Raw genomic sequence first — 23,482 nt, forward strand, 5'->3', positions numbered from 1 at the left:
AAGCGTTATTTCGCCATCACTGAAATGTCAGCAACAGATAAAAACATTGCTCTGAGTTGGCTTAGCAGAGCAAGTCGGTTTTGCTTAACGGCGTCATCATCTGCCATCACCATCACATCGTCAAAAAACGCATCGATGGGAGCCCTGAGCTCTGCCAAGGCCTCCAGTGAGGCGCTATAGTCTCTGCTGGCAACGTTGTGTTGTAGTCGCTCTTGTCGTTCAACCATGTGCGAATGTAAGGCTTTTTCCTGGTCAAGTTCGAACAAGGCGCTGTTAACCGCCGCATCGCTGTCGACTTTGTTCTTCGACAAAATGTTAGCGACTCGTTTGTTAGCCGCAAAGAGTGCATCTGCAGCTTCATGAGCGCGAAATGCCTCAAGGGCTCTCACTCTAGCAACAAAATCGAGTGGTTGTGTTGGCCTGCGTATGGCTACCGCTTGAATGGTATCATTCGCATTTCCTTCATCGTGCAACATGGCGCCAAACCGCGTCAGGATGAAGTCGACCACGTCTGTCGTATTGTCTTCCAGTGTTCCCTTGGGGTATTGCGCCGCAGCCGTTTCCACTAATGTGGTTAGGTCAAGGTTATGCTGACTTTCCACAATGAGGCGAAGCGTGCCAATGGCCGCTCTTCTCAGCGCAAAGGGGTCTTTATCGCCCTTGGGACGTTGTCCAATACCAAAAATGCCAACAAGGGTATCAAGCTTATCTGCTAGCGAAACACACAACCCAACCGTCGATTGGGGCAACGCATCGCCAGCAAAACGCGGTAGATATTGCGCTTCAATGGCGTCGGCAACGGCCTCGCTTTCACCGTCGTGCTGCGCGTAGTATTTACCCATAACGCCTTGAACTTCTGGGAACTCCATCACCATTTCGCTCATTAAATCTGCTTTACACAGCAAGCCGGCACGCATCGCGTCAGTTTTATCTGCGTTTGTTTGCTCGGCAATTTCACCAGCCAGGTTTTGTAGTCTAATGGCCTTGTCTTTCAGAGTGCCGAGTCGCTTTTGAAACAATACTGTTTCCAGTTTTTCTATTCGACTTTCCAGTGAGTGCTTTTTATCCGTATTAAAGAAAAATTCAGCATCTGCTAAGCGCGGCCTGATGACCTTTTCGTTACCACTAATCACTGCATCAGGATTCTTGCTGTCTATATTCGACACGAACAAGAAAATATTGCTTAGTACACCATCATCACCTAGCAAAGGGACGTATTTTTGGTCGTCCTTCATCGTATATATAAGGGCTTCTTTAGGCACTTCTAAGAACTTTTCTTCAAAACTAGCCTGCATAACCTTTGGCCATTCGACCAGAGAAGCGATTTCCTCAAGTAGTGCAGTAGAATAGTCGGCTATGAGATTGAGCGCATTTGCGCGCTTCTCTAATGCCGACTTAATGGTGTCTACGCGACGAGAAAAAGACGCTACCACATAGTGATTTATTAATGTGTTTTCGTATTCAGTCGCATGGGTTAAATCGAAGGTTGCATTACCGTGAAAACGATGTCCACGGATGGTCTTTGACGATGAAATACCAAATAAACTGGCAGGAATAACCTGGGAGCCGAACATTACACAAAGTGTATGTACAGGACGTATAAACTGATGATCGAAGTCGGCCCAGCGCATGGGTTTAGGAATAGGCAATTTGTTGAGCGCAGCGGTAATGAGTGACTCAATTTCACTCTCGAGGCCTTTACCTTTAATTTCTGCTTTATGTAGCAGCCACTCACCCTTATCAGTTTTAAGGCGTTGCGCGTCAGCTATATCTATGCCATTACCTCTGGCCCAGCCCAATGCAGCCTTAGTAGGGTTGCCGTCTTCATCAAAGGCCGCGCTTACCGCAGGTCCACGCTTTTCAATTTCCGAATCGGGTTGCGTATCAGCAATACGCGAAATCAAAATAGCCAGGCGTCTGGGACTTGCGAACCACTGATACGACTCTGGTGAAAAGTTTGCGTCAATAAGGCCTGCATATAAGTTCTGAGCAAACTGTTCCCCCAGAGACTTTAGCAATTTAGGCGGCAGTTCTTCCGTCCCAATTTCAACTAGAAGTGCGTCATGTTGCGCCATATTTATTCCTTATTGTTCTTTCTTGCACAGCGGGAATCCCAAAGATTCTCGTGCATCGTAGTAGCTTTGTGCGCAGGCTTTTGCCAGCGTGCGAACGCGCAAAATATAGCGCTGTCGTTCGGTTACTGATATGGCGTGTCTGGCATCAAGAAGATTGAAAGCATGAGACGCGCGCATGACTTGTTCATAAGCGGGCAATGGCAGGTTCTTCTCGATCAGTGACTGACTCGCTGTTTCGCAGTCATCAAACTGCTTAAACAAGGTGTTTACATCGGCGTGCTCAAAGTTGAATGCGGATTGCTCAACTTCGTTCTGATGGAATACATCACCATAGGTCACGGTGCCTTGTGGTGTATGTGCCCAAACCAGATCGTAAATACTGTCTACGCCCTGGATATACATAGCTAGCCTTTCTAGGCCATAGGTGATTTCACCCGTTACAGGCTTACACTCAAGGCCGCCGACCTGTTGAAAATAAGTAAATTGGGTGACTTCCATACCGTTAAGCCATACTTCCCAGCCTAAACCCCAAGCGCCAAGTGTTGGAGATTCCCAGTTGTCCTCAACAAAACGAATGTCATGCTCTAAGGGGTCAAAGCCAAGCTCTTTCAATGAATCAAGGTACTTCTCTTGAATATCGCTGGGAGAGGGTTTTAGCATGACTTGAAACTGGTAGTAATGCTGTAAACGGTTTGGGTTTTCGCCATAGCGACCGTCAGTGGGCCTTCTGCAAGGCTGGACATAGGCACTATTCATTGGCTCTGGCCCCAAAGAACGCAAAAATGTCATTGGGTGGAACGTGCCAGCGCCCACTTCCATGTCCAGCGGCTGAATAATGACACACCCTTGTCTTGCCCAGTAATCCTGAAGCGCAAGAATGAGTCCTTGGAATGTTTTTACATCAAATTTTTGCATTCACCAATGGCCTGATTTGCTCAAAAAGGGCGCTATTATAGCGGTTGAATGGTCAGTAGTGTAGGGCTTCAGCCCAAGCCTTTGCAAAAAGTCGTGATCTTTTCCAATTCACCTAGAACCCTGCTTTCATATTCGGCTTCAATTTCTTCCCTTGCTCGGTCCTGGCGACGTCGCTCCCGTTTGTCCAGAGCCATTCTTGCCTCATGGGTATCAAAGCCAGATACTTTGATAAACAGCCCATAAATATGTGGAAACCTCTGGTCATAGTCGGGCTTTGGGTCTAATGGTAGCGCGTCTAAAAGACGGCATATCCTTATTGCCCCTTCAGATAAATCACACTGCTGTTGACTCATGGCCATAGCGATTGTGGTCACGCTCTCAGTGATAGTTGCTACACGTTTTTGACGGGCAACAGCCTGTCGCTCATTTTGCTTTTTCAGCAAGAACAAGAGCCGACCTGCATAGAAGGCGAGGGCTGCAATAATCAACGCACCCAATAGTAATATCGTGTAAAACACTATTGTTTGTCCGGTTCAACAAAGTCCTGCATAGAAATAGCATCAAGCTTGTCGAATGGATCACTGCGCTCGCTGTCTTCTTCCTGCTCTGCTGAAATACCAAGCATGTCACACAATATGGCGTGCCGCTTGAGCTTCTCATCCACATAGGCCTGCTGTGCCTTGTTCAAGGCTTCACCACGCTCAGCTTTATCTAGCAGTGTAGATAGACGATTGTCTGCTTCAATCGCGGCTAACTCTTCATTGGGCGTTGCATAACGCTTGATCTCTTGGGTCAAGGCAATGAGTCTCTTGCTGCCATGCCTTGGGTCTGTGGACTTGTGATTCGCCTTAGGCTTATTTTGTGTGGCCTTGTCCATATTGTTACGAGAGCCAGAAGGGCGACCTGCCTTCTTCTTGGTCCTGGTGTTGGTCTTTTCATGAACATGCCTGTCGCTGGACTTGGGCGTGCCTATCTGACCAATCTTGCGTGTCTTTTTCTGTCTTGGCATTGTCGTCCCGACTGTAAAAGTAAAAACACAATTATACCTTTATTAAATGCGCTTAAACACCGCAATATCATCGCTTGGGAAAGAAACTGTTAAGGCGCTTTTCGCCGCTAGGTAGGTAAAAGTAAAGTCACTGAAAAAACTGACATGTGTTAGGTCATTCTTGTAGTGCCATTGTGCAAAACGACTGGCCGAAATGACGCGCTTTGTCATCACAATAAATACACCGTTTTCCGATAACCTAGACACTATCCAATGCCACTCTTCATGTGGTGTATGAAAGTGCTCAATGGCTTCTGTGCAGGTGATCAAATCAAATTGCTGCCTCTTGTCAGGCAAGCAAGGAAAATACAAAGGGTCGAAAAAGCTTACCTCAGCAATATTACGAGACAGAGTCGCCGCTAAAACGGGTGCTGGACCACACCCAAAATCCAATGCATTTTTTACATAGATGAAGTTTTCCGTTTCTGTCGCTGCAACGTCATAAGCTCGTGAAAGGAATCGATGGTATCCTTCATCATCAAAACTATTTTCGTGTAAATCGTATTCCCGCTTCTCTTCCAACAATGTTGGTAAGCATTCTCGGCTAACATAGACCAAGCGGCAGCGCTGACACTGGATATATGTGCGTTTCTTATCGGAATGGAATAGTGTTTGGTGCTGATTAAAATGACAAAGTGGGCACACTAGATTTATTGCTCACAAAAGAAAAAAGGTGGAAGCCTAAGCTACCACCTCGTATTGAGTGCCAGATGACACCTCTCCCGTCATAACACGTCTTTGTGTTTGATGCTTCCCTAGCTTGCTCTACTTTTTATTGTTGTTGACAGAGCGTTTTATCGTTTTAGGTCTTCCTGACTCTTTATTAGTCGTCCTAGTCTGTTAATCGCGAATATTTTACTACTCGTCGAAACTTGGACAAGAATACATCAATTTTTGCAAATTACAATAACTTTATACAATTATTTAACAATTGTGACACTAGGCCGTTCCGGGCCAAAAACGACTAATAGAGTCCGGCAAGATAATTAGCCAATACTTCAATATCTTCGTCAGTAAGTTTCATAGCAATATCGCGCATCATGCCGTTCATGTCGTTGTGTCGCGCGCCACTTCTAAATGCCTTCAACTGCGTTACAGTATATTCAACATGCTGACCTGAGATATCAGGGAAACCTGAAAGGCTTTGACCATTTCCGGTAGGACCATGGCATGCAACGCACGCGGCGATACCTCTTTCTTCATCTCCACCGCGATATAACGCCTCGCCAGGTGCTATGTACTGCTCAGGAGTACTGCCGCCTTTGGCATCCTGGCTGGCATAATAAGCAGCTAAATCGCGCATTTGTTGATCAGACAGTGGAGCCGCCATTCCATTCATAACCGCATTATTTCGGCCTTCCTCACCGCCGGTTTGAGAGGCGAGTTTGAATTCCTGTAACTGCTTCAAAATATACTTTTCATGCTGACCCGCAATCTTTGGGTTCATTGGAATGGCACTGTTTCCATCTGTTCCATGGCAGGCTGCACAAACGGCTGATGCGGCTTTGCCTGCTTCAGGATCGCCTTGTGCTATCGCGGTATGTGAAACACCAATGGACAAACTCAACAAAAAAAGGATTCTTTTCATGGTTTTTCTCTTTTCTGCTTTTACAGAACTATAAGGGCTCTATGATGTAATTTTCGTATTTTACACAATTCGCTCAACTAAAAAACCAATTCATCGTTTGAAATCAGTTTTAACAGCACATTGTAGGTAATTTGGGTTTACAATATAGCTTTGTGAATACTTCTCTATAATAAGGAAAACAATGAGCTACTTTTCAAGAGCCACATTTTCAATTAGTGCACCTAATATTCAGCATTTGGGAGCTGATAGTGGTTATGAAGTTGCTTTTGTGGGCCGGTCCAATGCTGGGAAGTCCAGTGCGCTGAATAAACTTGCCAGGCAAAAACAGTTAGCGAGAACCAGTAAGACCCCAGGAAGAACCCAGATGATCAACGTGTTTTCGTTAGATGAAGACCGGCGATTGATTGACCTTCCTGGTTACGGATATGCACAAGTTCCACTGGCGATGAAAAAGAAGTGGCAAGCAGCACTGAGTGAGTACTTACATAAGCGTAAGTGTTTAAAAGGCGTGGTTGTCTTGATGGATATTAGGCATCCTCTTAAAGATTTGGACCAAGAGCTTATCTACTGGGCTGTCGATGCAAAACTGCCTGTATTGGCTTTACTTACCAAGGCCGATAAACTTAAATCGGGTAAACGAAAAGCACAAACACTCATGGCCAGAGAGGCGTCGTTGGCATTTTGCGGTGATGTAACCGTTCACGCGTTTTCTGCGCAGTCAGGCATTGGCATGAATGAATTGGAATCTACCATCTCGGCGTGGATGGATTTACAGGCTGAGGCATAAAAAAAGCCTGGTATTCACAGGAATGCCAGGCTATTAAGAAAAGAAAACACACATAAAACCGATTAAATAGACCCACCTAGCCATTCAAAAGTTCATTCTGCACAGTAAAAAAATAAAAAAAGAGCAAAAAAAAGCCCCGACTAAAAAGTCGAGGCTGAATCAAAGGCGTGAATCTGTCTTCTCACCTCTGTACCCTACAACTGCAATAGTACAAATAAGATGAATAAAAAACAAGCTTTTTGTAATTAAATAACCACAAATTAGTGCGCTTCGTCCCAGTTGTGTCCTTTTCCTACGTCTACAATAAGCGGCACGTCAAGCTCAGAGGCTGATTCCATCAGGGTTTTTATGGTTTTGCAGTGTGCTTCTACGTTTTGTTGTTTTATTTCAAAAACGAGTTCATCGTGAACCTGCATGATCATTTTAACTGAGTCATCTTTAAGGCCCTGAATCCACTCATCTACTTTAATCATGGCCATTTTAATGATGTCAGCAGCGGTACCCTGCATAGGGGCGTTTATCGCAGCACGTTCTGCACCTTTTCGCCTTGCGCCATTACTCGAACGTATCTCTGGCAAGTAAAGTCGTCGGCCAAAAACTGTTTCGACATAACCATCAGACTTCACTTTCTCTCGGGTAGACTCCATGTAAGAGAGTACACCTGGATACCGCTCAAAATAGGTGTTCATATAGCCTTGTGCGTCCTGTCTACTAATGTGCAATTGCTTTGCCAGACCGAACGCTGACATACCATATATGAGGCCAAAATTAATGGCTTTTGCGCTGCGTCTTTGACTGTCCGTCACTTGCTCTGTTGGTATGCCAAACACCTCTGCTGCTGTTGCACGGTGAACATCAAGGCCATGTTTGAAAGCATCAAGTAATCCTTTGTCTTTGGAAAGATGCGCCATGATCCTAAGCTCTATTTGCGAGTAGTCGGCAGCAACAATTACATAGCCTTCATCAGGGACAAACGCTTGGCGCACCCGTCGGCCTTCGGCATTTCTAATTGGAATATTCTGTAAATTCGGATCCGAAGATGACAGCCTTCCTGTGGCCGTAACTGCCTGATGATATGAGGTATGAACGCGGCCTGTTCTGTGATTAACCATTTTGGGTAGCTTGTCTGTATAGGTCGACTTTAATTTAGACAAACCGCGATATTCAATAATCATCCGCGGCAATTCATAGTCTTCAGCTAGCTCTTGCAACACATCTTCAGAGGTTGACGGTGCGCCCTTGGGGGTCTTTTTTATGACTGGCAAAGATAGTTTATCGAATAATATAGCTTGCAATTGTTTAGGTGACCCGAGGTTAAACGCTTCGCCTGCCTTTTCATGCACCTCTTTTTCAAGTTCCGCAATGCGAACGGCCAAGTCCTGGCTTTGCTGTTGTAGCCGTTGACTGTCAATATTTACACCTTGCTGCTCTATTCTGGACAGGACACCACTAAGGGGGATTTCAATGTTGAGCAACACATCTTTTTGTTTTTCAAGTGGTGCAAGCTTTTGCCAAATCGCATTGTGTAACCGCAAAGTAATGTCAGCATCCTCGGCAGCATACGGCGCGGCCTGCTCAATAGGAATAAGATCAAAGGTAAGCTGCTTAGCACCTTTACCGGCAATTTCTTCAAAGCTGATGGTTTTGTGATGCAGGTAAGCCATGGACAAGGAATCCATGTCATGGCGCGTTGCTGTGCTGTTGAGTACATAACTTTCTAACATGGTGTCAAAAGCAATGCCATTTAGAGTGATACCCTCATTTGCCAGCACATTTTTGTCGTACTTAATATGTTGACCTACTTTTTTAATCGAAGGGTCTTCTAATAGCGGTTTAAATTTAGAAAGCACCCATGCTTTATCCAACTGTTGCGGCGCGGTAGGGTCTTTATGACCAACAGGAATATAACAAGCTTCACCTTCTGCTACACAAAATGACATGCCAACTAACTCAGCTTGCATGTAGTCGAGACTGGTGGTTTCCGTATCAAAAGCAACCAGCGTTGATGCTTTAATTTTGGCGATCCAGTCTTCTATTTGTGCTTCATCAAAAACGGTCTGGTAGTTATCTGCATTTATCACTGATTCTGTAACACCTGCCTCTGCAACGTCCTCGGTTTCCGTGTTTTTATCGCCAGAATCACTTGATTTAATTGCACTAGCTTCACTGAACCAGCGCTTAAATTCATACTCTGAATACAAGGCTATCAATGCATCTAAGTCTGGCTCTGAGGGAGTAAGTGTTTGCGGTGATACAGTTAAATCAAGATCTGTGACGATAGTTGCAAGCTGGTAAGACAGACGCGCTTGTTCCTCGTGTTCTGCCATTTTAGCTGCCATTGTTTTAGCGCCTCTAAACGAGAGTTCGGCGAGCTTATCAAGGTTGTTGTAAATATCATCAATTCCGCCGATGCCGTTTATCATAGCTTGGGCACTTTTATCGCCGACACCGGGCACTCCTGGAATGTTGTCAACCTTGTCACCCTTGAGGGCGAGAAAATCAATAATAAATTCTGCGGGTACACCAAACTTTTCAACGACGCCCTCTCTATCCGTAATCTGGTTATTCATTGTATTGATCAGCGTGACATGGTCATTGACAAGCTGTGCCATATCTTTATCGCCCGTGCTTATGAGACAGGCCATCTCAAGAGCCGTAGCCTGCGCCGCTAACGTGCCTATGACATCGTCGGCTTCAACATCTGGCACTACAACCAGCGGCAAACCCATTGCTTTAATAATCTCATGAAGTGGCGCGATTTGATCTCTGAGTTCGGGTGGCATTTCAGGACGATTTGCCTTGTACTCTGCATACATATCATTGCGAAAGGTTTTACCCTTTGCATCAAAAACCACTGCCATATGTGTTGGCTGATATTCTTTCAACAGGCTTTTCAGCATATTGACGACGCCGTAAATAGCGCCGGTGTCTTTTCCCTTAGAGTTAGTTAAGGGAGGTAAGCCATGAAACGCTCTAAACAAATAAGAGGAGCCATCGACCAGAATAAAAGGAGCGGGTGCGTGATCAGACATGAGACTATTTTTTGTTCCTACTATTTAATGGCATCAGAATGCCACAGCACAGCGTCAAAGCAAGTATGTAGAAAAAAGGATCTGGATAATTTGTGGATAACTCTGTGAAGAAAAATGTAAATGGATCAGTGAATAACTGATAAAAATACTTCGGGAAATCTATATTTTTGATTTATATAGAAAAAAAGCCCTATCAAAGAAGCTTAAACTAAATGTTTTTAAATCTAGATTTGTGTATAAAGGTTTGACTGACGATCCGCCTAGATTCCTAGCGGTCAAAAAATGTATCATAACCAAGTCAAAAGAACAGGTGTTTCTTAATAACATTTTTTTCGTGTTTGTTTACATTTTGTTCATAAATGCATAAGCCAATAAAAACAAGGGATAGAACAAATTATGAAAAAAAGGTTGAGCCGCAAGTCGCAATCTGCGCTAATACTGCTATTCAACTAAAGAACGCGTATTCATGCAGTACCGGGCAATAATAAGAATTCTAGGATTGTTGGTAGCCTTGTTTAGCGTCACCATGGTCCCGCCTGCTTTAGTCTCCCTGATTTACCAGGATGGTGGAGGCTTGCCTTTTGTGTTGGCGTTTATACTCTGCTTGTTAACGGGTACAGCGTTTTGGTATCCAAATCGTACACATAAATCTGATCTAAGAGCCAAAGAAGGCTTTCTCATTGTGGTGCTTTTCTGGACAGTACTTGCAAGTTTTGGTGCCATTCCTTTTGCGCTGCTCGAACAACCTCAAATGAGCATTACTGACTCGTTTTTCGAATCATTCTCTGGCTTAACCACAACCGGCGCGACTGTAATTGAAGGTATAGAGTTTTTGCCTCACGCAGTTAAATTCTATCGGCAGCAACTGCAGTGGTTAGGAGGCATGGGGATCATTGTATTGGCGGTGGCTATTTTGCCGATTTTGGGCGTTGGAGGTATGCAGCTTTATCGCGCTGAAACACCCGGTCCAGTAAAGGATTCAAAAATGACTCCGCGGATAGCTGATACCGCGAAGCACTTGTGGTTTATCTACTTAGGATTGACCATTGCATGTTCGTTAGCTTATTGGCTCGCTGGAATGACATTGTTCGATGCGATATGCCACGCCTTTTCTACTATCGCGATTGGTGGCTTCTCTACCTATGATGCGTCTTTGGGTTACTTTCAGAGTCCGCTGGTTAATGTCATCTGTGTGGTCTTTTTATGGATTGCTGCCCTTAACTTTGCGCTGCATTACGCTGCGGTTAGCGCAAGATCGTTACAAAATTATCGACATGATCCGGAGTTTAAAGCCTTCTTCTTTATTCAGGCAGCGTTGATTTCCGTATGCTTTTTAACATTAGTACTAAGTAACTATTACCGCTCCGCCGAAGTGGCTCTTGATCAGGCAATGTTGCAGGCAGTATCTATCAGTACGACGGCTGGTTTTACCACAACAGACTTTTCTGCGTGGCCGGCCTTTCTGCCAATATTATTGATTTTTTCCAGCTTTATTGGTGGTTGCGCAGGATCAACCGGTGGCGGTCTGAAAGTCATCCGTGTGTTTTTGCTTTACCTCCAAGGCAAACGTGAGATTGACCGTTTGGTACATCCTAAAGCTATCTATTCCGTAAAGTTAGGTGACAGAGCTATGCCTGACAGAGTCGTTGAAGCGGTATGGGGTTTCTTTTCTGCCTATGCCATTGTTTTTGTGATCATTATGATAGGCTTAATTTCAACCGGGCTCGACAACATAACAGCCTTTACTGCGACGGCTGCCACTCTCAACAATCTTGGCCCTGGTTTAGGTGAGGTTTCCTCTACGTTTGCCAGTGTTAATGACCCTGGCAAATGGTTACTCATTCTCGCTATGTTATTTGGTCGTTTGGAAGTGTTTTCCTTACTGGTACTGTTTTCTCCTACTTTTTGGCGGGGCTAACCCGTAACGCATTTACCCAAAGAAAAAGGCGCTAGGTTGGAAGAGTTTTTCTACATCACCGATAAACTTTTTGTCTACTAGAAACAGAATGACATGGTCATTGGCTTCAATGACGGTATTGCTGTGCGCAATGATGACCTGGTCTTCCCTGACTATCGCGCCAATGGTTGTGCCTGGGGGCATTTTTATTTCACTGATAGGGCGACCTACCACCTTGGAGGTGTTTTTATCTCCATGTGCAATAGCTTCAATTGCTTCTGCGGCACCTCTTCGCAGTGAATAGACATTAACAATGTCGCCGCGCCTAACATGTGTGAGCAAGGCTGAGATTGTAGCCTGTTGCGGAGAGAAGGCGATGTCAATTTCGCCCCCTTGCACTAAGTCGACATAGGCACTGCGCTGGATAAGAACCATGGCTTTTTGCGCACCCATACGCTTGGCAAGCATGGCGGACATGATATTTGCCTCATCGTCATTGGTTACCGCAATGAAGGCATCAACACTCTCGACACTTTCTTCGTTGAGTAATTCTGAATCTGACGCATCCCCACAGAATACTATGGTTTTATCTAAGTGCGACGAAAGAAACTCTGCGCGCTCCTGATGATATTCTATTAGTTTGACATTGTGTTTGTGTTCAAGCTTCTTCGCCAAGCCTGCGCCTATCAGTCCACCGCCCGCTATCATGATCCGTTTATAACTGCTTTCAAGCTTTTGTAGCTCACTCATTACAGCACGTATATGTTTGGTCGCGGCGATGAAAAACACTTCATCATCAGCCTCAATTACGGTCGACCCCAGTGGCCGGATGGGCTTTCCGCGTCGGTAAATTGCAGCTACACGGGTTTCAACATTCGGCATATGCTCTTTAAGGGCTGACAGTGCGTGACCAACCAGCAATCCCCCATAATAAGCCTTAACGGCGACCAAGCTTGCCTTTCCGCCAGCAAATTCAACTACTTGCAATGCACCGGGATAGTCAATTAGTCGCTTGATTGCCTGGGTGACCAATTGTTCTGGTGCGATAATGTGGTCTACCGGAATGTCTTGCTGCTTATACAACTGCTCCTGATAAATGATGTACTGCTCAGAGCGAACGCGTGCGATCTTAGTGGGTGTCTTGAAAAGGCTGTAGGCAACCTGGCAGGCTAGCATGTTACTTTCATCACTGTTGGTAACCGCGATTAACATGTCAGCGTCTTCGGCGCCTGCTTTGCGTAAAACATCCGGGTGTGAACCTACACCGTGAACAACTTGTAAATCGAGGCGGTCCTGCAGGGCACGCAAGGTAACCTGATCAGCATCGATAACCGTTATCTCGTTTTTTTCACCTACAAGATTCTCAGCTAGCGTTCCACCAACTTGTCCCGCACCTAAGATAATGATTTTCATGACGTCTTATCGTTTATTTGTTATGCATAGCAGCTTTTAAGACTTTAACAGTCGAGCATAATAGAAACCATCCATTTGTGCTTCTCCTGGCAATATTTGTTGCATAACACCCTCTGCTGTTGCGTCAGGAGTGCGGGCTAGGAAGCGGTCAATTTGTTCTTGATTTTCTTCAGGTAAAATTGAGCACGTGGCATAAAGGAGTGTGCCGCCGGGTTTTAAAAGTGGCCAGATGGCATCAAGAATACTGGCTTGCAAGCTTACCAAAGGTGCAATATCTGTGACTTTTCTTAACCAGCGAATGTCAGGATGCCGACGAATAATGCCTGTAGCAGAGCAGGGAGCATCCAACAAAATGCGGTCAAAGTACTTACCATCCCACCACGTATGGGGCTGACTGGCGTCGCCTTGAACAACTTGAGCTCGCGCCCCAAGACGAGACATATTTTCGTTTATCCGAGCAATTCGGGCTGGCTCCAGCTCCAGTGCAACGATGCTACTGTCGGGTGCGTGTGCATAAAGATGTGTTGTTTTACCGCCTGGCGCGGCACAGCAATCCAGAATATGGTCGCCTGATTGGGGAGACAGGTATTCAGCAGCCAATTGCGCAGCACCATCCTGTACCGTGAATTCGCCCTGTTCAAAACCCGGAAGCTGAGTAATATCACCTTTACCTATGATCACCCCATCTGGGTGTAAATCACTGGTCGTAAATGAGACGCCCGCCTCGGTCAATACCTGAGTAAAAGAGGTAATAGTGGTTTTTTGCGTATTAACCCGTAACCAGATAGGCGGTTTAGCGTTCATTGCATCAATAATCGATGATAGTTTTTGTGGGTAGGCTTCCGCGAGCTTTTTGTAAATCCACCCTGGTAAACCGGCTTTCATAGCTTCACTTTTTGCAGGTGGATGTTCTTGCCGTTGAAATTGTCTGAGAATACCATTTACCAATCCGCTCAATGATTTGGCTTTGAGAACGCCTGCAGCGTTAACGGTTTCATTGGTGGCAGCATGCTCAGATACGCGCATGAAAGCCAGTTGATAGAAACCAATTAGGAGCAGGTGCTCTATGATTTTCTTATCGCCCTTAAGCGGCTTAGCGAGCATTGGCCTGAGCCAGCTTTGTAAAAGGGGGAGTGTTCTGAACACCCCCATAGTGACTTCATTTAGCCAGTTCCTATCTCTTGGCTCTACATACTTTTCCAAGACTTTAGGCAGGCACTCACGTGCTGATACACCCTGTTCTAAAACCTGAAAAATTACCCATGCACTGTCAGCTCGCAAGTTGTAACCTTTGGGTGGTATGAGATTCATAAATGGGTACCAGGCTCAAACCACGCCTGCCGTGCATTGTAAACGTCAAAAAATGGCGCAGCTTTCTTTCCGGGAATTTGGATATGTTCGATCTTGACAGCGTAATCCGATGTTGCCACCAAAAGGCCGTCTCGGCCTGCCTGTATTATTTCTCCTGGTGAATAATCTTCACAGGATTGTGAGGTCACTGTTAAAGACCACACCTTAATTGCAGTATTATTGAGCTCAAACCAACTCACTGGCCAAGGATTAAAGGCACGTACATTTCGGCTTAGTTGGGTTGCACCCAACGACCAATTAATTTTAGCTTCTTCTTTACTGAGTTTTTTTGCGTAGGTTGCTTGTGAGTCTGACTGCGCTTCAGGTTTCCAGTTGGCAACATTGTTCAGCGCCTCGACTAATGCTGTTGGACCCACCACGGAAAGCTTATCGTATAGAGACGCACTAGTGTCATTGGGCTCAATAGGAATAGCATGTTTGTGCAACATTGCGCCGGTATCAAGACCAGCATCCATTTGCATTATAGTTACCCCCGTTTCTTCATCGCCGGCCCAAATAGCCCGCTGAATAGGGGCTGCGCCGCGCCACTTTGGCAACAGCGAGCCGTGCACATTAATGCAACCAAGACGCGGTGTATCTAAAATAATGCGAGGAAGTATGATGCCATATGCTACTACTACCATGATGTCTGCGTCCCATTTTGCCAGTGTTTCTTGGGCAGACGTGTCTTTAAAATTTTCCGGCTGGCAAACGGGTAAATCGTGGGTAAGTGCCAGTGTTTTCACTTCACTCGGCTTGAGTTTTTTACCTCGTCCCGCAGGTCGGTCAGGTTGTGTGTATACAGCAACTACATCATAGTTTGCATCAAGCAATGCTTGAAGATGGCGAGCAGCAAAATCGGGTGTGCCCGCAAAAATAATTCTCACGGTATTTCTATCCTTATGCCCTGGCGGCCATACGCGCTTCTTTTTCCAGCTTCTTTTTAATACGCTGGCGCTTCAAAGGAGAAAGATAATCTACAAAAAGTTTACCTTCCAAATGGTCCAATTCGTGTTGAATACAAATTGCGAGTAGGCCGTCGGCTTCCAACTCAAAGGGTGATCCTTCTTTGTCTAATGCAGACACTTTAACCTTTTCTGCGCGCTCCACCTTTGCATAATTGCCAGGAACAGATAGGCATCCTTCTTCGCTGATCGTTGAGCCTTCTTTATGGGTAATGACGGGGTTGATAAAGACTCGTGGTTCGTTTTGTTCCTCTGACACATCCATTACTACCACGCGGACATGGCGATTGACCTGCGTAGCGGCCAAACCAATTCCATTTTCATCTTTCATCGTCTCGAACATATCGTCAACGAGTGTTTTTATTTCCGCATCAACGCTATCGACTGGCTTAGCGACAGTTCTCAAACGCTCGTCTGGAAAGCTTAATACTTCTAGAATTGCCATTGTTTATAACTCACTTTCTTGCTTGGTGTTGTTACATAAATCGTATCAATACGCATACGATCTATATATCGACATTCATTTCCTAAGAATTTATGGTTATATTTTAACGCAATAATGCGCAAAATGGCGTTAATATCTTTTTTTCATCACAGTAAGACACTTTACAGGGCGTAGGTAACAATAATGACAACAAAATCGGTTAGTAATGTTCTGCGAAGCGCTCTAACAGCGTTGGTCTTTGTTTTGGGCACCATGCATGCTCACTCAATGGAAGTTAAATCCGATGCGCCTGAGCGTTACACAGTTAAAAAAGGCGACACGCTTTGGGATATATCCGGCATGTATTTGAGTGAGCCCTGGCGCTGGCCCGAGTTGTGGGCGAACAACACACAAATTCAAAATCCGCATTTAATTTATCCGGGCGATGTGCTGGTATTGCGTTATGTTGACGGTCAGCCTGTACTGACGGTTGAAGGCAGTAAAAAGCGAATGGTGTTAACCCCAAATGAAAAACGAATCGATAAAGCTCAAGCTATAGATGTATTGCCTTGGGAAGTACTAGAACCCTACGTAGAAAACAGTTGGATAGTTTCACAGGACTCCTATGACATTATGCCTAAAGTATTGGGTAACCAAGATGGCGCAGTGCGATTTGCTGACGACGATGTATTATTGACCCGACGCTTTGGCCGTGCTGAAGATCAGTATCACATCGTAAGGCACATGGGTACTATATCAGACTTGCAAGGTAATGAGCTGGGCTATCAGCTTAACCATATTGCATCAGCAGATATGCTGGAAGACGACCTTGGCAATGAGTGGTTAATTAAAGTTAAAAATAATAAACAGGAAATCTTGCGCGGCGACAGACTTTGGTCTGCACCTGATTTTAAAGGCGAAGACCTTGAACTGGCTGCAGTGAGTGAGGGGGTCCGAGGTAATGTTGTCGGCAGTCTTCACCCTTACGCCATGTTCGGAAAATACGACGTTGTTATCGTCGATTTAGGTGATGGGCAGGTGGTGCCAGGCTCTGTAATGGGCATTTATGCGCAAGGGCCTAACATTATTGATGACGGTGAACCTAAATATGCTGATGAATCAGATGCCATTACCAGCGCCTTCAATGATGGGACTACGGTTACGCAACCTGCTCTTAAACTCGGCGAACTTGTTGTATTCTCGGTGTTTGATAATGCCAGCTACGGCATAATTACGCGCGCTGAAAAGTCGATAAAAACAGGATTCATTGTCGGTAAGCCTTAATCTTTTATATAGCATACCGACTTCTTGCAGAAGGACGGTATGCAAAAAGAAGAGCAAACGCTAGCGTGGTTGTTGGCGTCTAAGTTAACAGCCCTCAAAGCGCCTGAGTGGAAGCAGTTATGCGAAAGCGTTGGCAAACCAATGGGCAAGTTATTTTTGACAAGCGAAGCCGCCTGGCAAGAATATGGCCTCCCCCCAGCGCTATTGGCAAAAATGCGCGATGTGTCAAACCACTGTGAAACGGTCTTAAACAAAACACAACGAAATGGTATTCAGTGTATTACCTTTGACGACCCTCTATATCCCATTCATCTTAAACAATTAGCCTGTCCGCCATGTGTACTCTTTGTTCTGGGTGACGCTGAGAAACTACAGACTACGCAAATGAGTATAGTGGGCAGTAGGCATGCTTCCCAAAATGGATGCCGAATTGCCTCCCAAATAGCAGAAGAACTCAGTGACAATGCCATCATCGTAACAAGTGGTCTAGCAAGGGGGATAGACGCCGCCGCACATGAAGGCGCGTTCTATAACGGTAATACTTTGGCTGTATTGGGAACCGGCGTTGATGTGTGCTACCCGAAATACAATCGGCCTCTGTACAATCGTATTCTTGAAAACGGTGGCGCGGTAGTGTCAGAGTTTTTTCCTGGGACACCGCCACGGGCACACCACTTTCCATGCAGAAACAGAATCGTTGCTGGACTGAGTAAAGGTGTGCTTGTGATCGAAGCAAAGATTCGTTCAGGCTCCTTGATAACTGCAAATTTGGCCGCAGATATGGGGAAAGACGTTTTCGCAGTACCAGGAAATATAAATAATCCATTAAGTGAAGGCGTTAATTGGTTGATACAGCAAGGCGCAAAGTTAGTGACGCAAACGTCTGACATTATTGAGGAGCTAGGCTTTTTTGAAGAGGTACCAATAGCGCCAAAAAAAACTGTACAAAAGCACTTGGCATCTGATCCAATATTGGATAGTGTTGATTACGATGTTACGTCTGTAGACGACATCACCAAACGCAGCAAACTGCCGATACAAGAGTTAATGGCAGCATTATTAGAATATGAGTTGCGAGGTATCGTAGCCGCCGTTCCCGGGGGTTACATAAAATTGAGGGGAAAATAACAATGTTCGATATCCTCATGTACCTGTTTGAAAATCTGGTCCACAGCGAAACTGAAATTCGCGTTGACCAAGACGAGTTAACGGACGAACTAATTCGTGCAGGTTTCCATCACGATGAAATATACAAAGCGCTAAGTTGGCTAGAGAAATTGGCTGCACTGCAGGAAACAAACACCACCCCTTATCTGTCAAAGCCTTTGGGGAATGGCGTTAACAGGATTTATACACATGAAGAGCAAATGCGACTTGACGTTGAAGCGCAGGGTTTTATGTTGTTCCTCGAACAGGTCGGCGTGTTGGATGCTTCTACAAGGGAGATGGTTTTAGACCGGGTTATGGAGATCGACGCGAGTGAATTCTGCCTTGAAGACCTCAAATGGGTAGTGCTCATGGTCTTGTTTAATGTGCCGGGTAAAGAAAATGCTTACGCGCAAATGGAAGAGCTCATTTTTGAAGAAGCCGAGGGGCCCCTTCATTAAGTGAACGTATAATGGTACGAGGCGTAGATAAAACACTGTTTGGTTCAAACGGGCCAGGCAGTGGTACCCCCGACTGTCCTAAATGCGGTGCACCCCTTACTTTCAAAAGCAGTAAGCGTGGGCCTTTCTATGGTTGTTCAAATTACCCTCAGTGCGACTTCAGTAAACCGCTCCACGATGCCTCGGTTTCAATCTTAAAACAAATTGAAGGCGTCAACTGCCCCCAGTGTCACGGTGATTTGGCCGTTAAGAAAGGTCGATTTGGTCTTTTTATCGGTTGCATGAATTATCCCGACTGCCACTTTATTGGACACCTTAATAACGAGGAGGACACTTCTGTTCCTTGTCCATCGTGTAAAACGGGTGAACTCTTCGAAAAAACCAATCGCTTTGGGAAGCGTTTTTATACCTGTTCCAATTACCCCAAGTGCCGCTATGTGGTAAATTTGCCGCCTGTTAATCGCGCTTGCCCTTTGTGTGGTTGGAAAATATTAATCAAAAAGGGTGAAAAGCGAATGTGTCCCCAACGCGATTGTGAGTACCAAGAAGATGACACCGGAACCAAATGACGCAGTCGACCCCGTAGTTCAGGCTTTTGAGCAGGGAGAACTAATTGTCTATGCCACAGAGGCTGTCATGGGCATAGGCTGTGACCCAGACAACGAAGATGCCGTGATGCGATTATTGAAAGCCAAACAGCGGCCGGTGGATAAAGGACTCATTTTGGTGGCAGCGAATTATTCGCAGCTGCTCCCATATTGTGATGATAACGCAATCCCTCAAGAAAAAAGGGCTGAGATATTTTCCAGCTGGCCTGGTCCACATACCTGGTTGATGCCAAAATCTAGCCAAGCACCTGCTTGGATTTCGGGTCAACATGACAGTATTGCGATGCGTGTTACCGCCTTTGAGCCATTGGCAGATTTGTGCAGAAAAATTGGTAAGCCTATTGTTTCCACCAGTGCTAACTTGTCGGGGCAAGAGCCAGCACGGACTCTTGCCGAAGCCCAGCGCCAGCTCGGAGACGGAATTTTTTATGTTGACGGCGATGTTCAGGGTTTATCGTCTCCCAGTACCATCAAAGATGCGCTGACAGGCAAAGTGATCAGGAGTTAATGCATGCCGGAAAACATTTCATCACAAATCGAAACGGTAAAGTCGTTTCTTCTGTCTCTGCAGGATGCGATATGCAATGCACTGGAGCGAGCAGATGGCACTGGAAAATTCGAACAGGATAACTGGCAGAGAACAGAAGGTGGAGGAGGGCGCTCCAGAGTACTCAAAAATGGTGGCGTGATAGAGCAGGGGGGAGTCAACTTTTCCCACGTTTTTGGTGACACAATGCCACCGTCTGCCACAGCTGCTAGACCGGAACTCGCGGGTCGAAAGTTTCAGGCTATGGGGGTGTCTTTGGTCATTCACCCAAAAAACCCGCATGTTCCAACATCTCACGCCAATGTGCGCTTTTTCATTGCCGAAAAAGAGGGGGAATCACCGATATGGTGGTTCGGTGGTGGGTTTGACCTGACGCCTTTTTATCCGAATAAAGAGGATGTTATTCACTGGCATAAGGTTGCCAAAAGAATCGGCGATGAATTTGGCGAGCACGTTTACAACGATCACAAAAAGTGGTGTGACGAATATTTTTATTTGAAACATAGACAGGAAACCCGTGGTGTAGGCGGTTTGTTTTTTGATGATCTAAATGAGTGGGGGTTTGACAAGTCTTTCGCTTACATGAGAGCGGTGGGAGAAGGCTATATAGATGCTTATGTGCCCATTATGGAAAAACGTAAATCACAGCCTTTTACCCAGCAAGAACGCGATTTCCAGCTTTACAGGCGAGGTCGTTACGTTGAATTTAATCTTGTTTATGACAGAGGCACGTTATTTGGACTGCAAACAGGGGGGCGTACTGAATCAATTCTCATGTCCATGCCTCCCATGGCCCGATGGGAATATTGCTATCAACCAGAGCCTGGCTCGAAAGAAGCAAGCTTACACGACTGGCTTAAGCCTACTGATTGGTTAAAAACACAATAATTGCTGATGCATAGGTTGATATAGATCAAGCAACAGAAAGCCGTCTGCCTTTTCCCATAAAACCTTTGTTCTATATCAATTTTGTTAATGGTTCTCGGTGTATTGTAGCGCCATCACATTCAACGAGAGAATTAACATGAAAAAATCAACATTAGCTTTGCTTGTAGCAGGTGCCTTAATCGCTGGCCCGGCAGTGGCCTATGAAAAAGGTGATTGGTTAGTGCGCGGCGGCCTTACCACAGTAGCGCCAGATGATAGCAGCACAGATATTTTGGTTGGTGGTTCAAACAGCTTGCCAGAAGTCGGTGTAGTAGGTGGTGTTTCGGTAGGTAACGATACTCAGTTGGGACTGAATATAGCTTACTTTTTCGCCGACAAATGGAATGTAGAAGTATTGGCAGCAACGCCATTTAAGCATGATATTGATTTTGCACTGGGCAATTTGGCAACCACCAAGCATCTACCGCCAACCGTAACGGCAAACTACTTCTTTGCCGATCCAGCAGCAAAGTTCCAACCCTATGCAGGTGTTGGTTTTAATTACACGGTGTTTTTTGATGAAGAGTTTAATGGTGCCACGGTTGATGCGGTTCAGGCAGCAACAACTGGAACCACGTTACCAGCTGGTGCCGAAATTTCGAACCTTGATCTCGATGCGTCATTTGGATTCTCTGCGCAAGTGGGCTTTGACTACGAATTAACGAAGAGAATGTTCTTGAACGCGTCTGTACGTTACATTGATATTGAGACTGAAGCGTCATTCGATGTTGAAGGGTTAGGTAATGTGGGCGCAGTTGAAAAAGTAACTATAGACCCTTGGGTATATACTTTGTCTTTAGGCTACAGATTCTAAAACGTTGACCCGTTAAAAAAGCCGGAGCCTTTCTCCGGCTTTTTTATTCTTTATCTATCATGTGTTCTGCAAGTTGATCGAGTGCGCTCAATATTTGGTCAGCAATGCGTTTATTTTTGACATGCTGATAAATCGCTATACGCATGCAATACATCCACTGCGTTTTTAACTCTTTAGTCACTTTAAAAGGAAGGTGCCTCGCACGCAGCCGTGGATGGCCGCGTTTAGGTGTGTAGTGGTCAGGCCCGCCAAACCACATAGTCAAATAATCTGTAAACAGCTGACGAATAGCACTCATTGGTTTAGGATGCATCTCAAAGAGTGAAGCGGCATAGGCGTCTGATTCCATGACGTCGTAAAAAGTATTGGCTATGGCCGATACGACTGGCTGACCACCAATATGTTCGTAGAGAGACTTTTTTGCGCTAAATCTGTTAATCCAATTTGTGAGCCACTGCATGAAACGTTTTGCTGTATTTGGAAATCCAATAAAACAAAGTATATCACCCATTATTCATCAGCACTTTGCTGATCAGGCAGGACTGAGTATTCAATACGACAGAAAGCTGTCAACGACTGAGCAGTTCATTGAAGATATATCCCATTTCTTTTCCAACAGCGAATGTGTCGGGTGCAATATTACCGCGCCGTTCAAAGAGCAGGCCTTTCAATTAGTGAGCCATCGAGATGATTCTGCACGCTTGGCTAAAGCAGTTAACACAATATATAGAAATGATAAAAACGAATTATGTGGGGCGAATACTGACGGTGTAGGACTGGTTAATGACATAAAACGGACTGTCACTGAGCTTTCAGGCAAACGAGTATTATTGCTAGGAGCTGGGGGCGCTGCCAGAGGTGCATTGTTTCCATTGTTAGCAGAGTCGGTCGCTAGCATTGCAATTGCCAACAGAACCTATGCCAAAGCAGAGCAGTTAGCCGTTGAAGTTAACAATGAACGTGTAACTGCTGTAGACATACATAAGTGTGAGCAGAAATTTGATGTTGTGATAAACAGTACATCGGCTGGACTTACTGGCGGTATACCCGAATTGGGGCGTTTGTCATTTTCCGAGGTTTCACTGACTTATGACATGGTCTACCAAAAGGTGCTGACACCTTTTTTGGCCCATGCACAAAAAAATGGTAGTGAAAATGTTTGTGACGGGCTAGGTATGCTGGTGGGTCAGGCTGCTGCAGCCTTTACGATCTGGACTGGCTACAGACCCGACACTTCTGACTTACTAGTGATGTTGCGGACGCAGATGAGTTAGCCCGCATTTAAACGTTCATTGATGTAGTCATTCTTCAGTTCAACGTAGTTATCAGCGGACTGCTTCAAGAACTTAACCTCACTATCTGTTAGCGGGCGTTTCTTCTGCATTGGGTTGCCAACATATAGATAACCAGACTCAAGAACTTTATTAGGTGGTACTAAGGTACCAGCACCGATAAACACATCATCCTGTACAACGGCACCGTCCATAATAATTGCGCCCATACCAACCAAAATGCGGTTGCCCAGTGTACAGCCGTGTAACATACATTTGTGACCTACGGTGACATCGTCCCCGATTATCAATGGAAAACCGTCAGGGTTAGCTGAGCTTTTGCGAGTAACATGAAGCACAGTACCGTCTTGGATATTGGTTCTTTTGCCTAGCTTGATAACATTAACATCACCTCTAGCCGCTACCAGAGGCCAGATACTGCTGTCAGCATCAAGCGTAACATCACCCGCTACAACAGATGACTCGTGAATGTAGGCAGTTGAGTGAACGGTAGGTGAAACGCCTTTATATGTATTCATAACTTTATTCTTGAGTGCAAAATTGGGAATGTGTACTAACCTTAATAGCTCGGTGATATATATTTCAAATTTATTTCAAAATAGTGTTGACCCATTCCATTTTCTCTGTAGAATGCGCGTCCGCTTCGGGGGGTAATTAATAACGCTTCGAAAGGTGGTAACACCGCAGTGACATAAAGTTGAAATAAACTGTTGACACTGACAACGAAACGCGTAGAATGCGCGTCCCGCTTGGGGAGGAAAGCTCACCAAGCCGTTATGCAAAGCATGACATTTGTTCTTTAAAAATTAGATACAAGACAATCTGTGTGGGCACTCGTTAAGAGTGTCACAACGACAATTTATTTAGCTTTACTTTATTAACTTAAAGTCAAGTATTTCGATTTTAATT

23 protein-coding genes are annotated in these 23,482 nt (G+C 45.3%); 10 read left to right on the plus strand and 13 right to left on the minus strand.

All coding sequences use genetic code 11. From position 1 onward, the window contains the following. Positions 1–5 precede the first annotated feature (5 nt). The 6 genes from glyS to DRW07_RS11980 all read right to left on the minus strand — a co-directional run bounded on the left by glyS (position 6) and on the right by DRW07_RS11980 (position 5,626). Complete coding sequence (glyS, locus tag DRW07_RS11955) at positions 6–2,075, minus strand: glycine--tRNA ligase subunit beta (protein ID WP_124028142.1); 2,070 nt, start codon at positions 2,073–2,075, stop codon at positions 6–8. A 9-nt stretch (positions 2,076–2,084) separates the two neighbouring features. Then, complete coding sequence (gene glyQ / locus DRW07_RS11960) at positions 2,085–2,990, minus strand: glycine--tRNA ligase subunit alpha (RefSeq protein WP_124028143.1); 906 nt, start codon at positions 2,988–2,990, stop codon at positions 2,085–2,087. A 68-nt stretch (positions 2,991–3,058) separates the two neighbouring features. Next, complete coding sequence (locus DRW07_RS11965) at positions 3,059–3,508, minus strand: DUF2489 domain-containing protein (protein ID WP_124028144.1); 450 nt, start codon at positions 3,506–3,508, stop codon at positions 3,059–3,061. Next, the gene (gene yihI, locus DRW07_RS11970; protein ID WP_124028145.1) at positions 3,508–3,999 is read right to left on the minus strand and encodes a Der GTPase-activating protein YihI; all 492 of its coding nucleotides are present in this window, start codon (positions 3,997–3,999) and stop codon (positions 3,508–3,510) included. The genes DRW07_RS11965 and yihI overlap by 1 nt, the downstream gene beginning before the upstream one ends. A 42-nt stretch (positions 4,000–4,041) precedes the next feature. Further along, on the minus strand, positions 4,042–4,596 hold the full coding sequence (locus tag DRW07_RS11975; RefSeq protein ID WP_240630596.1) for a class I SAM-dependent methyltransferase: 555 nt from the start codon (positions 4,594–4,596) through the stop codon (positions 4,042–4,044). 406 nt (positions 4,597–5,002) lie between these two features. Further along, a complete protein-coding gene (locus DRW07_RS11980; RefSeq protein WP_124028147.1) occupies positions 5,003–5,626 on the minus strand; it encodes a c-type cytochrome in 624 nt (207 codons plus the stop codon). A gap of 181 nt (positions 5,627–5,807) precedes the next feature. On the opposite strand from DRW07_RS11980, the gene yihA reads away from it, so the two are divergent. Continuing rightward, positions 5,808–6,413 (plus strand): ribosome biogenesis GTP-binding protein YihA/YsxC, encoded by a 606-nt coding sequence (gene yihA, locus DRW07_RS11985; protein WP_124028148.1) that lies wholly within the window; start codon positions 5,808–5,810, stop codon positions 6,411–6,413. Positions 6,414–6,673: 260 nt separating this feature from the next. On the opposite strand, the gene polA is transcribed toward yihA, so the two are convergent. Beyond that, positions 6,674–9,445 carry a DNA polymerase I gene (polA, locus tag DRW07_RS11990; protein WP_124028149.1) on the minus strand — a complete coding sequence of 924 codons (2,772 nt, stop codon included), beginning with the start codon at positions 9,443–9,445 and terminating at the stop codon, positions 6,674–6,676. Positions 9,446–9,911: 466 nt separating this feature from the next. Here polA and DRW07_RS11995 point away from each other — a divergent pair, with 466 nt between their 5' ends. After that, positions 9,912–11,363: a TrkH family potassium uptake protein gene (locus DRW07_RS11995; RefSeq protein WP_124028150.1), complete on the plus strand. Its 1,452-nt coding sequence runs from the start codon at positions 9,912–9,914 to the stop codon at positions 11,361–11,363. Positions 11,364–11,375: 12 nt separating this feature from the next. On the opposite strand, the gene trkA is transcribed toward DRW07_RS11995, so the two are convergent. The 4 genes from trkA to def are packed head-to-tail and all read right to left on the minus strand — an operon-like array spanning position 11,376 to position 15,515. After that, a complete protein-coding gene (gene trkA / locus DRW07_RS12000; protein ID WP_124028151.1) occupies positions 11,376–12,755 on the minus strand; it encodes a Trk system potassium transporter TrkA in 1,380 nt (459 codons plus the stop codon). A gap of 36 nt (positions 12,756–12,791) precedes the next feature. Next, complete coding sequence (rsmB, locus tag DRW07_RS12005; protein WP_124028152.1) at positions 12,792–14,066, minus strand: 16S rRNA (cytosine(967)-C(5))-methyltransferase RsmB; 1,275 nt, start codon at positions 14,064–14,066, stop codon at positions 12,792–12,794. Further along, entirely contained in the window at positions 14,063–14,992 is a 930-nt protein-coding gene (gene fmt, locus DRW07_RS12010; RefSeq protein WP_124028153.1) for a methionyl-tRNA formyltransferase, read from the minus strand. The genes rsmB and fmt overlap by 4 nt, the downstream gene beginning before the upstream one ends. Before the next feature lie 13 nt (positions 14,993–15,005). After that, on the minus strand, positions 15,006–15,515 hold the full coding sequence (gene def, locus DRW07_RS12015; protein ID WP_124028154.1) for a peptide deformylase: 510 nt from the start codon (positions 15,513–15,515) through the stop codon (positions 15,006–15,008). A 183-nt stretch (positions 15,516–15,698) separates the two neighbouring features. Here def and DRW07_RS12020 point away from each other — a divergent pair, with 183 nt between their 5' ends. The 7 genes from DRW07_RS12020 (at position 15,699) to DRW07_RS12050 (ending at position 21,281) form a co-directional block, all read left to right on the plus strand. Further along, positions 15,699–16,778, plus strand: a complete 1,080-nt coding sequence (locus DRW07_RS12020) for a LysM peptidoglycan-binding domain-containing protein (RefSeq protein WP_124028155.1) — start codon at positions 15,699–15,701, stop codon at positions 16,776–16,778. Positions 16,779–16,817: 39 nt separating this feature from the next. After that, on the plus strand, positions 16,818–17,906 hold the full coding sequence (gene dprA, locus DRW07_RS12025; protein ID WP_124028156.1) for a DNA-processing protein DprA: 1,089 nt from the start codon (positions 16,818–16,820) through the stop codon (positions 17,904–17,906). A 2-nt stretch (positions 17,907–17,908) separates the two neighbouring features. Continuing rightward, positions 17,909–18,385, plus strand: a complete 477-nt coding sequence (locus tag DRW07_RS12030; RefSeq protein WP_124028157.1) for a DUF494 family protein — start codon at positions 17,909–17,911, stop codon at positions 18,383–18,385. A gap of 11 nt (positions 18,386–18,396) precedes the next feature. Further along, positions 18,397–18,954 carry a DNA topoisomerase family protein gene (locus DRW07_RS12035; RefSeq protein ID WP_124028158.1) on the plus strand — a complete coding sequence of 186 codons (558 nt, stop codon included), beginning with the start codon at positions 18,397–18,399 and terminating at the stop codon, positions 18,952–18,954. After that, a complete protein-coding gene (gene tsaC, locus DRW07_RS12040; protein ID WP_124028159.1) occupies positions 18,935–19,501 on the plus strand; it encodes an L-threonylcarbamoyladenylate synthase type 1 TsaC in 567 nt (188 codons plus the stop codon). Before DRW07_RS12035 ends, tsaC begins: the two co-directional genes overlap by 20 nt. A gap of 3 nt (positions 19,502–19,504) precedes the next feature. Then, a complete protein-coding gene (gene hemF / locus DRW07_RS12045; protein ID WP_124028160.1) occupies positions 19,505–20,428 on the plus strand; it encodes an oxygen-dependent coproporphyrinogen oxidase in 924 nt (307 codons plus the stop codon). Between the two features lie 136 nt (positions 20,429–20,564). Further along, on the plus strand, positions 20,565–21,281 hold the full coding sequence (locus DRW07_RS12050; protein ID WP_124028161.1) for an OmpW/AlkL family protein: 717 nt from the start codon (positions 20,565–20,567) through the stop codon (positions 21,279–21,281). 43 nt (positions 21,282–21,324) lie between these two features. Here the strand turns inward: DRW07_RS12050 and DRW07_RS12055 are convergent, their stop codons facing one another. Then, entirely contained in the window at positions 21,325–21,741 is a 417-nt protein-coding gene (locus DRW07_RS12055) for a group II truncated hemoglobin (RefSeq protein WP_124028162.1), read from the minus strand. On the opposite strand from DRW07_RS12055, the gene aroE reads away from it, so the two are divergent. Then, entirely contained in the window at positions 21,740–22,555 is an 816-nt protein-coding gene (gene aroE, locus DRW07_RS12060; RefSeq protein ID WP_124028163.1) for a shikimate dehydrogenase, read from the plus strand. The genes DRW07_RS12055 and aroE overlap by 2 nt on opposite strands. On the opposite strand, the gene DRW07_RS12065 is transcribed toward aroE, so the two are convergent. Next, positions 22,552–23,091, minus strand: coding sequence for a gamma carbonic anhydrase family protein (locus DRW07_RS12065; protein WP_124028164.1), 540 nt, complete (start codon positions 23,089–23,091; stop codon positions 22,552–22,554). The genes aroE and DRW07_RS12065 overlap by 4 nt on opposite strands. Between the last annotated feature and the right edge of the window lie 391 nt (positions 23,092–23,482).

The organism is Paralteromonas sediminis (assembly GCF_003820355.1).
Taxonomy (GTDB): Bacteria; Pseudomonadota; Gammaproteobacteria; order Enterobacterales; family Alteromonadaceae; genus Alteromonas_F; species Alteromonas_F sediminis.

Coding starts and splice junctions, on each gene's coding strand:
- DRW07_RS12050 (WP_124028161.1), top strand. CDS start 20,565: ATGAAAAAATCAACATTAGCTTTGCTTGTAGCAGGTGCCTTAATCGCT.
- def (WP_124028154.1), bottom strand. CDS start 15,515: ATGGCAATTCTAGAAGTATTAAGCTTTCCAGACGAGCGTTTGAGAACT.
- DRW07_RS12020 (WP_124028155.1), top strand. CDS start 15,699: ATGACAACAAAATCGGTTAGTAATGTTCTGCGAAGCGCTCTAACAGCG.
- DRW07_RS12065 (WP_124028164.1), bottom strand. CDS start 23,091: ATGAATACATATAAAGGCGTTTCACCTACCGTTCACTCAACTGCCTAC.
- DRW07_RS12035 (WP_124028158.1), top strand. CDS start 18,397: ATGGTACGAGGCGTAGATAAAACACTGTTTGGTTCAAACGGGCCAGGC.
- rsmB (WP_124028152.1), bottom strand. CDS start 14,066: ATGAATCTCATACCACCCAAAGGTTACAACTTGCGAGCTGACAGTGCA.
- DRW07_RS12055 (WP_124028162.1), bottom strand. CDS start 21,741: ATGCAGTGGCTCACAAATTGGATTAACAGATTTAGCGCAAAAAAGTCT.
- glyS (WP_124028142.1), bottom strand. CDS start 2,075: ATGGCGCAACATGACGCACTTCTAGTTGAAATTGGGACGGAAGAACTG.
- DRW07_RS11995 (WP_124028150.1), top strand. CDS start 9,912: ATGCAGTACCGGGCAATAATAAGAATTCTAGGATTGTTGGTAGCCTTG.
- dprA (WP_124028156.1), top strand. CDS start 16,818: ATGCAAAAAGAAGAGCAAACGCTAGCGTGGTTGTTGGCGTCTAAGTTA.
- hemF (WP_124028160.1), top strand. CDS start 19,505: ATGCCGGAAAACATTTCATCACAAATCGAAACGGTAAAGTCGTTTCTT.
- trkA (WP_124028151.1), bottom strand. CDS start 12,755: ATGAAAATCATTATCTTAGGTGCGGGACAAGTTGGTGGAACGCTAGCT.
- tsaC (WP_124028159.1), top strand. CDS start 18,935: ATGACACCGGAACCAAATGACGCAGTCGACCCCGTAGTTCAGGCTTTT.
- DRW07_RS11980 (WP_124028147.1), bottom strand. CDS start 5,626: ATGAAAAGAATCCTTTTTTTGTTGAGTTTGTCCATTGGTGTTTCACAT.
- polA (WP_124028149.1), bottom strand. CDS start 9,445: ATGTCTGATCACGCACCCGCTCCTTTTATTCTGGTCGATGGCTCCTCT.
- aroE (WP_124028163.1), top strand. CDS start 21,740: ATGAAACGTTTTGCTGTATTTGGAAATCCAATAAAACAAAGTATATCA.
- DRW07_RS12030 (WP_124028157.1), top strand. CDS start 17,909: ATGTTCGATATCCTCATGTACCTGTTTGAAAATCTGGTCCACAGCGAA.
- yihA (WP_124028148.1), top strand. CDS start 5,808: ATGAGCTACTTTTCAAGAGCCACATTTTCAATTAGTGCACCTAATATT.
- glyQ (WP_124028143.1), bottom strand. CDS start 2,990: ATGCAAAAATTTGATGTAAAAACATTCCAAGGACTCATTCTTGCGCTT.
- yihI (WP_124028145.1), bottom strand. CDS start 3,999: ATGCCAAGACAGAAAAAGACACGCAAGATTGGTCAGATAGGCACGCCC.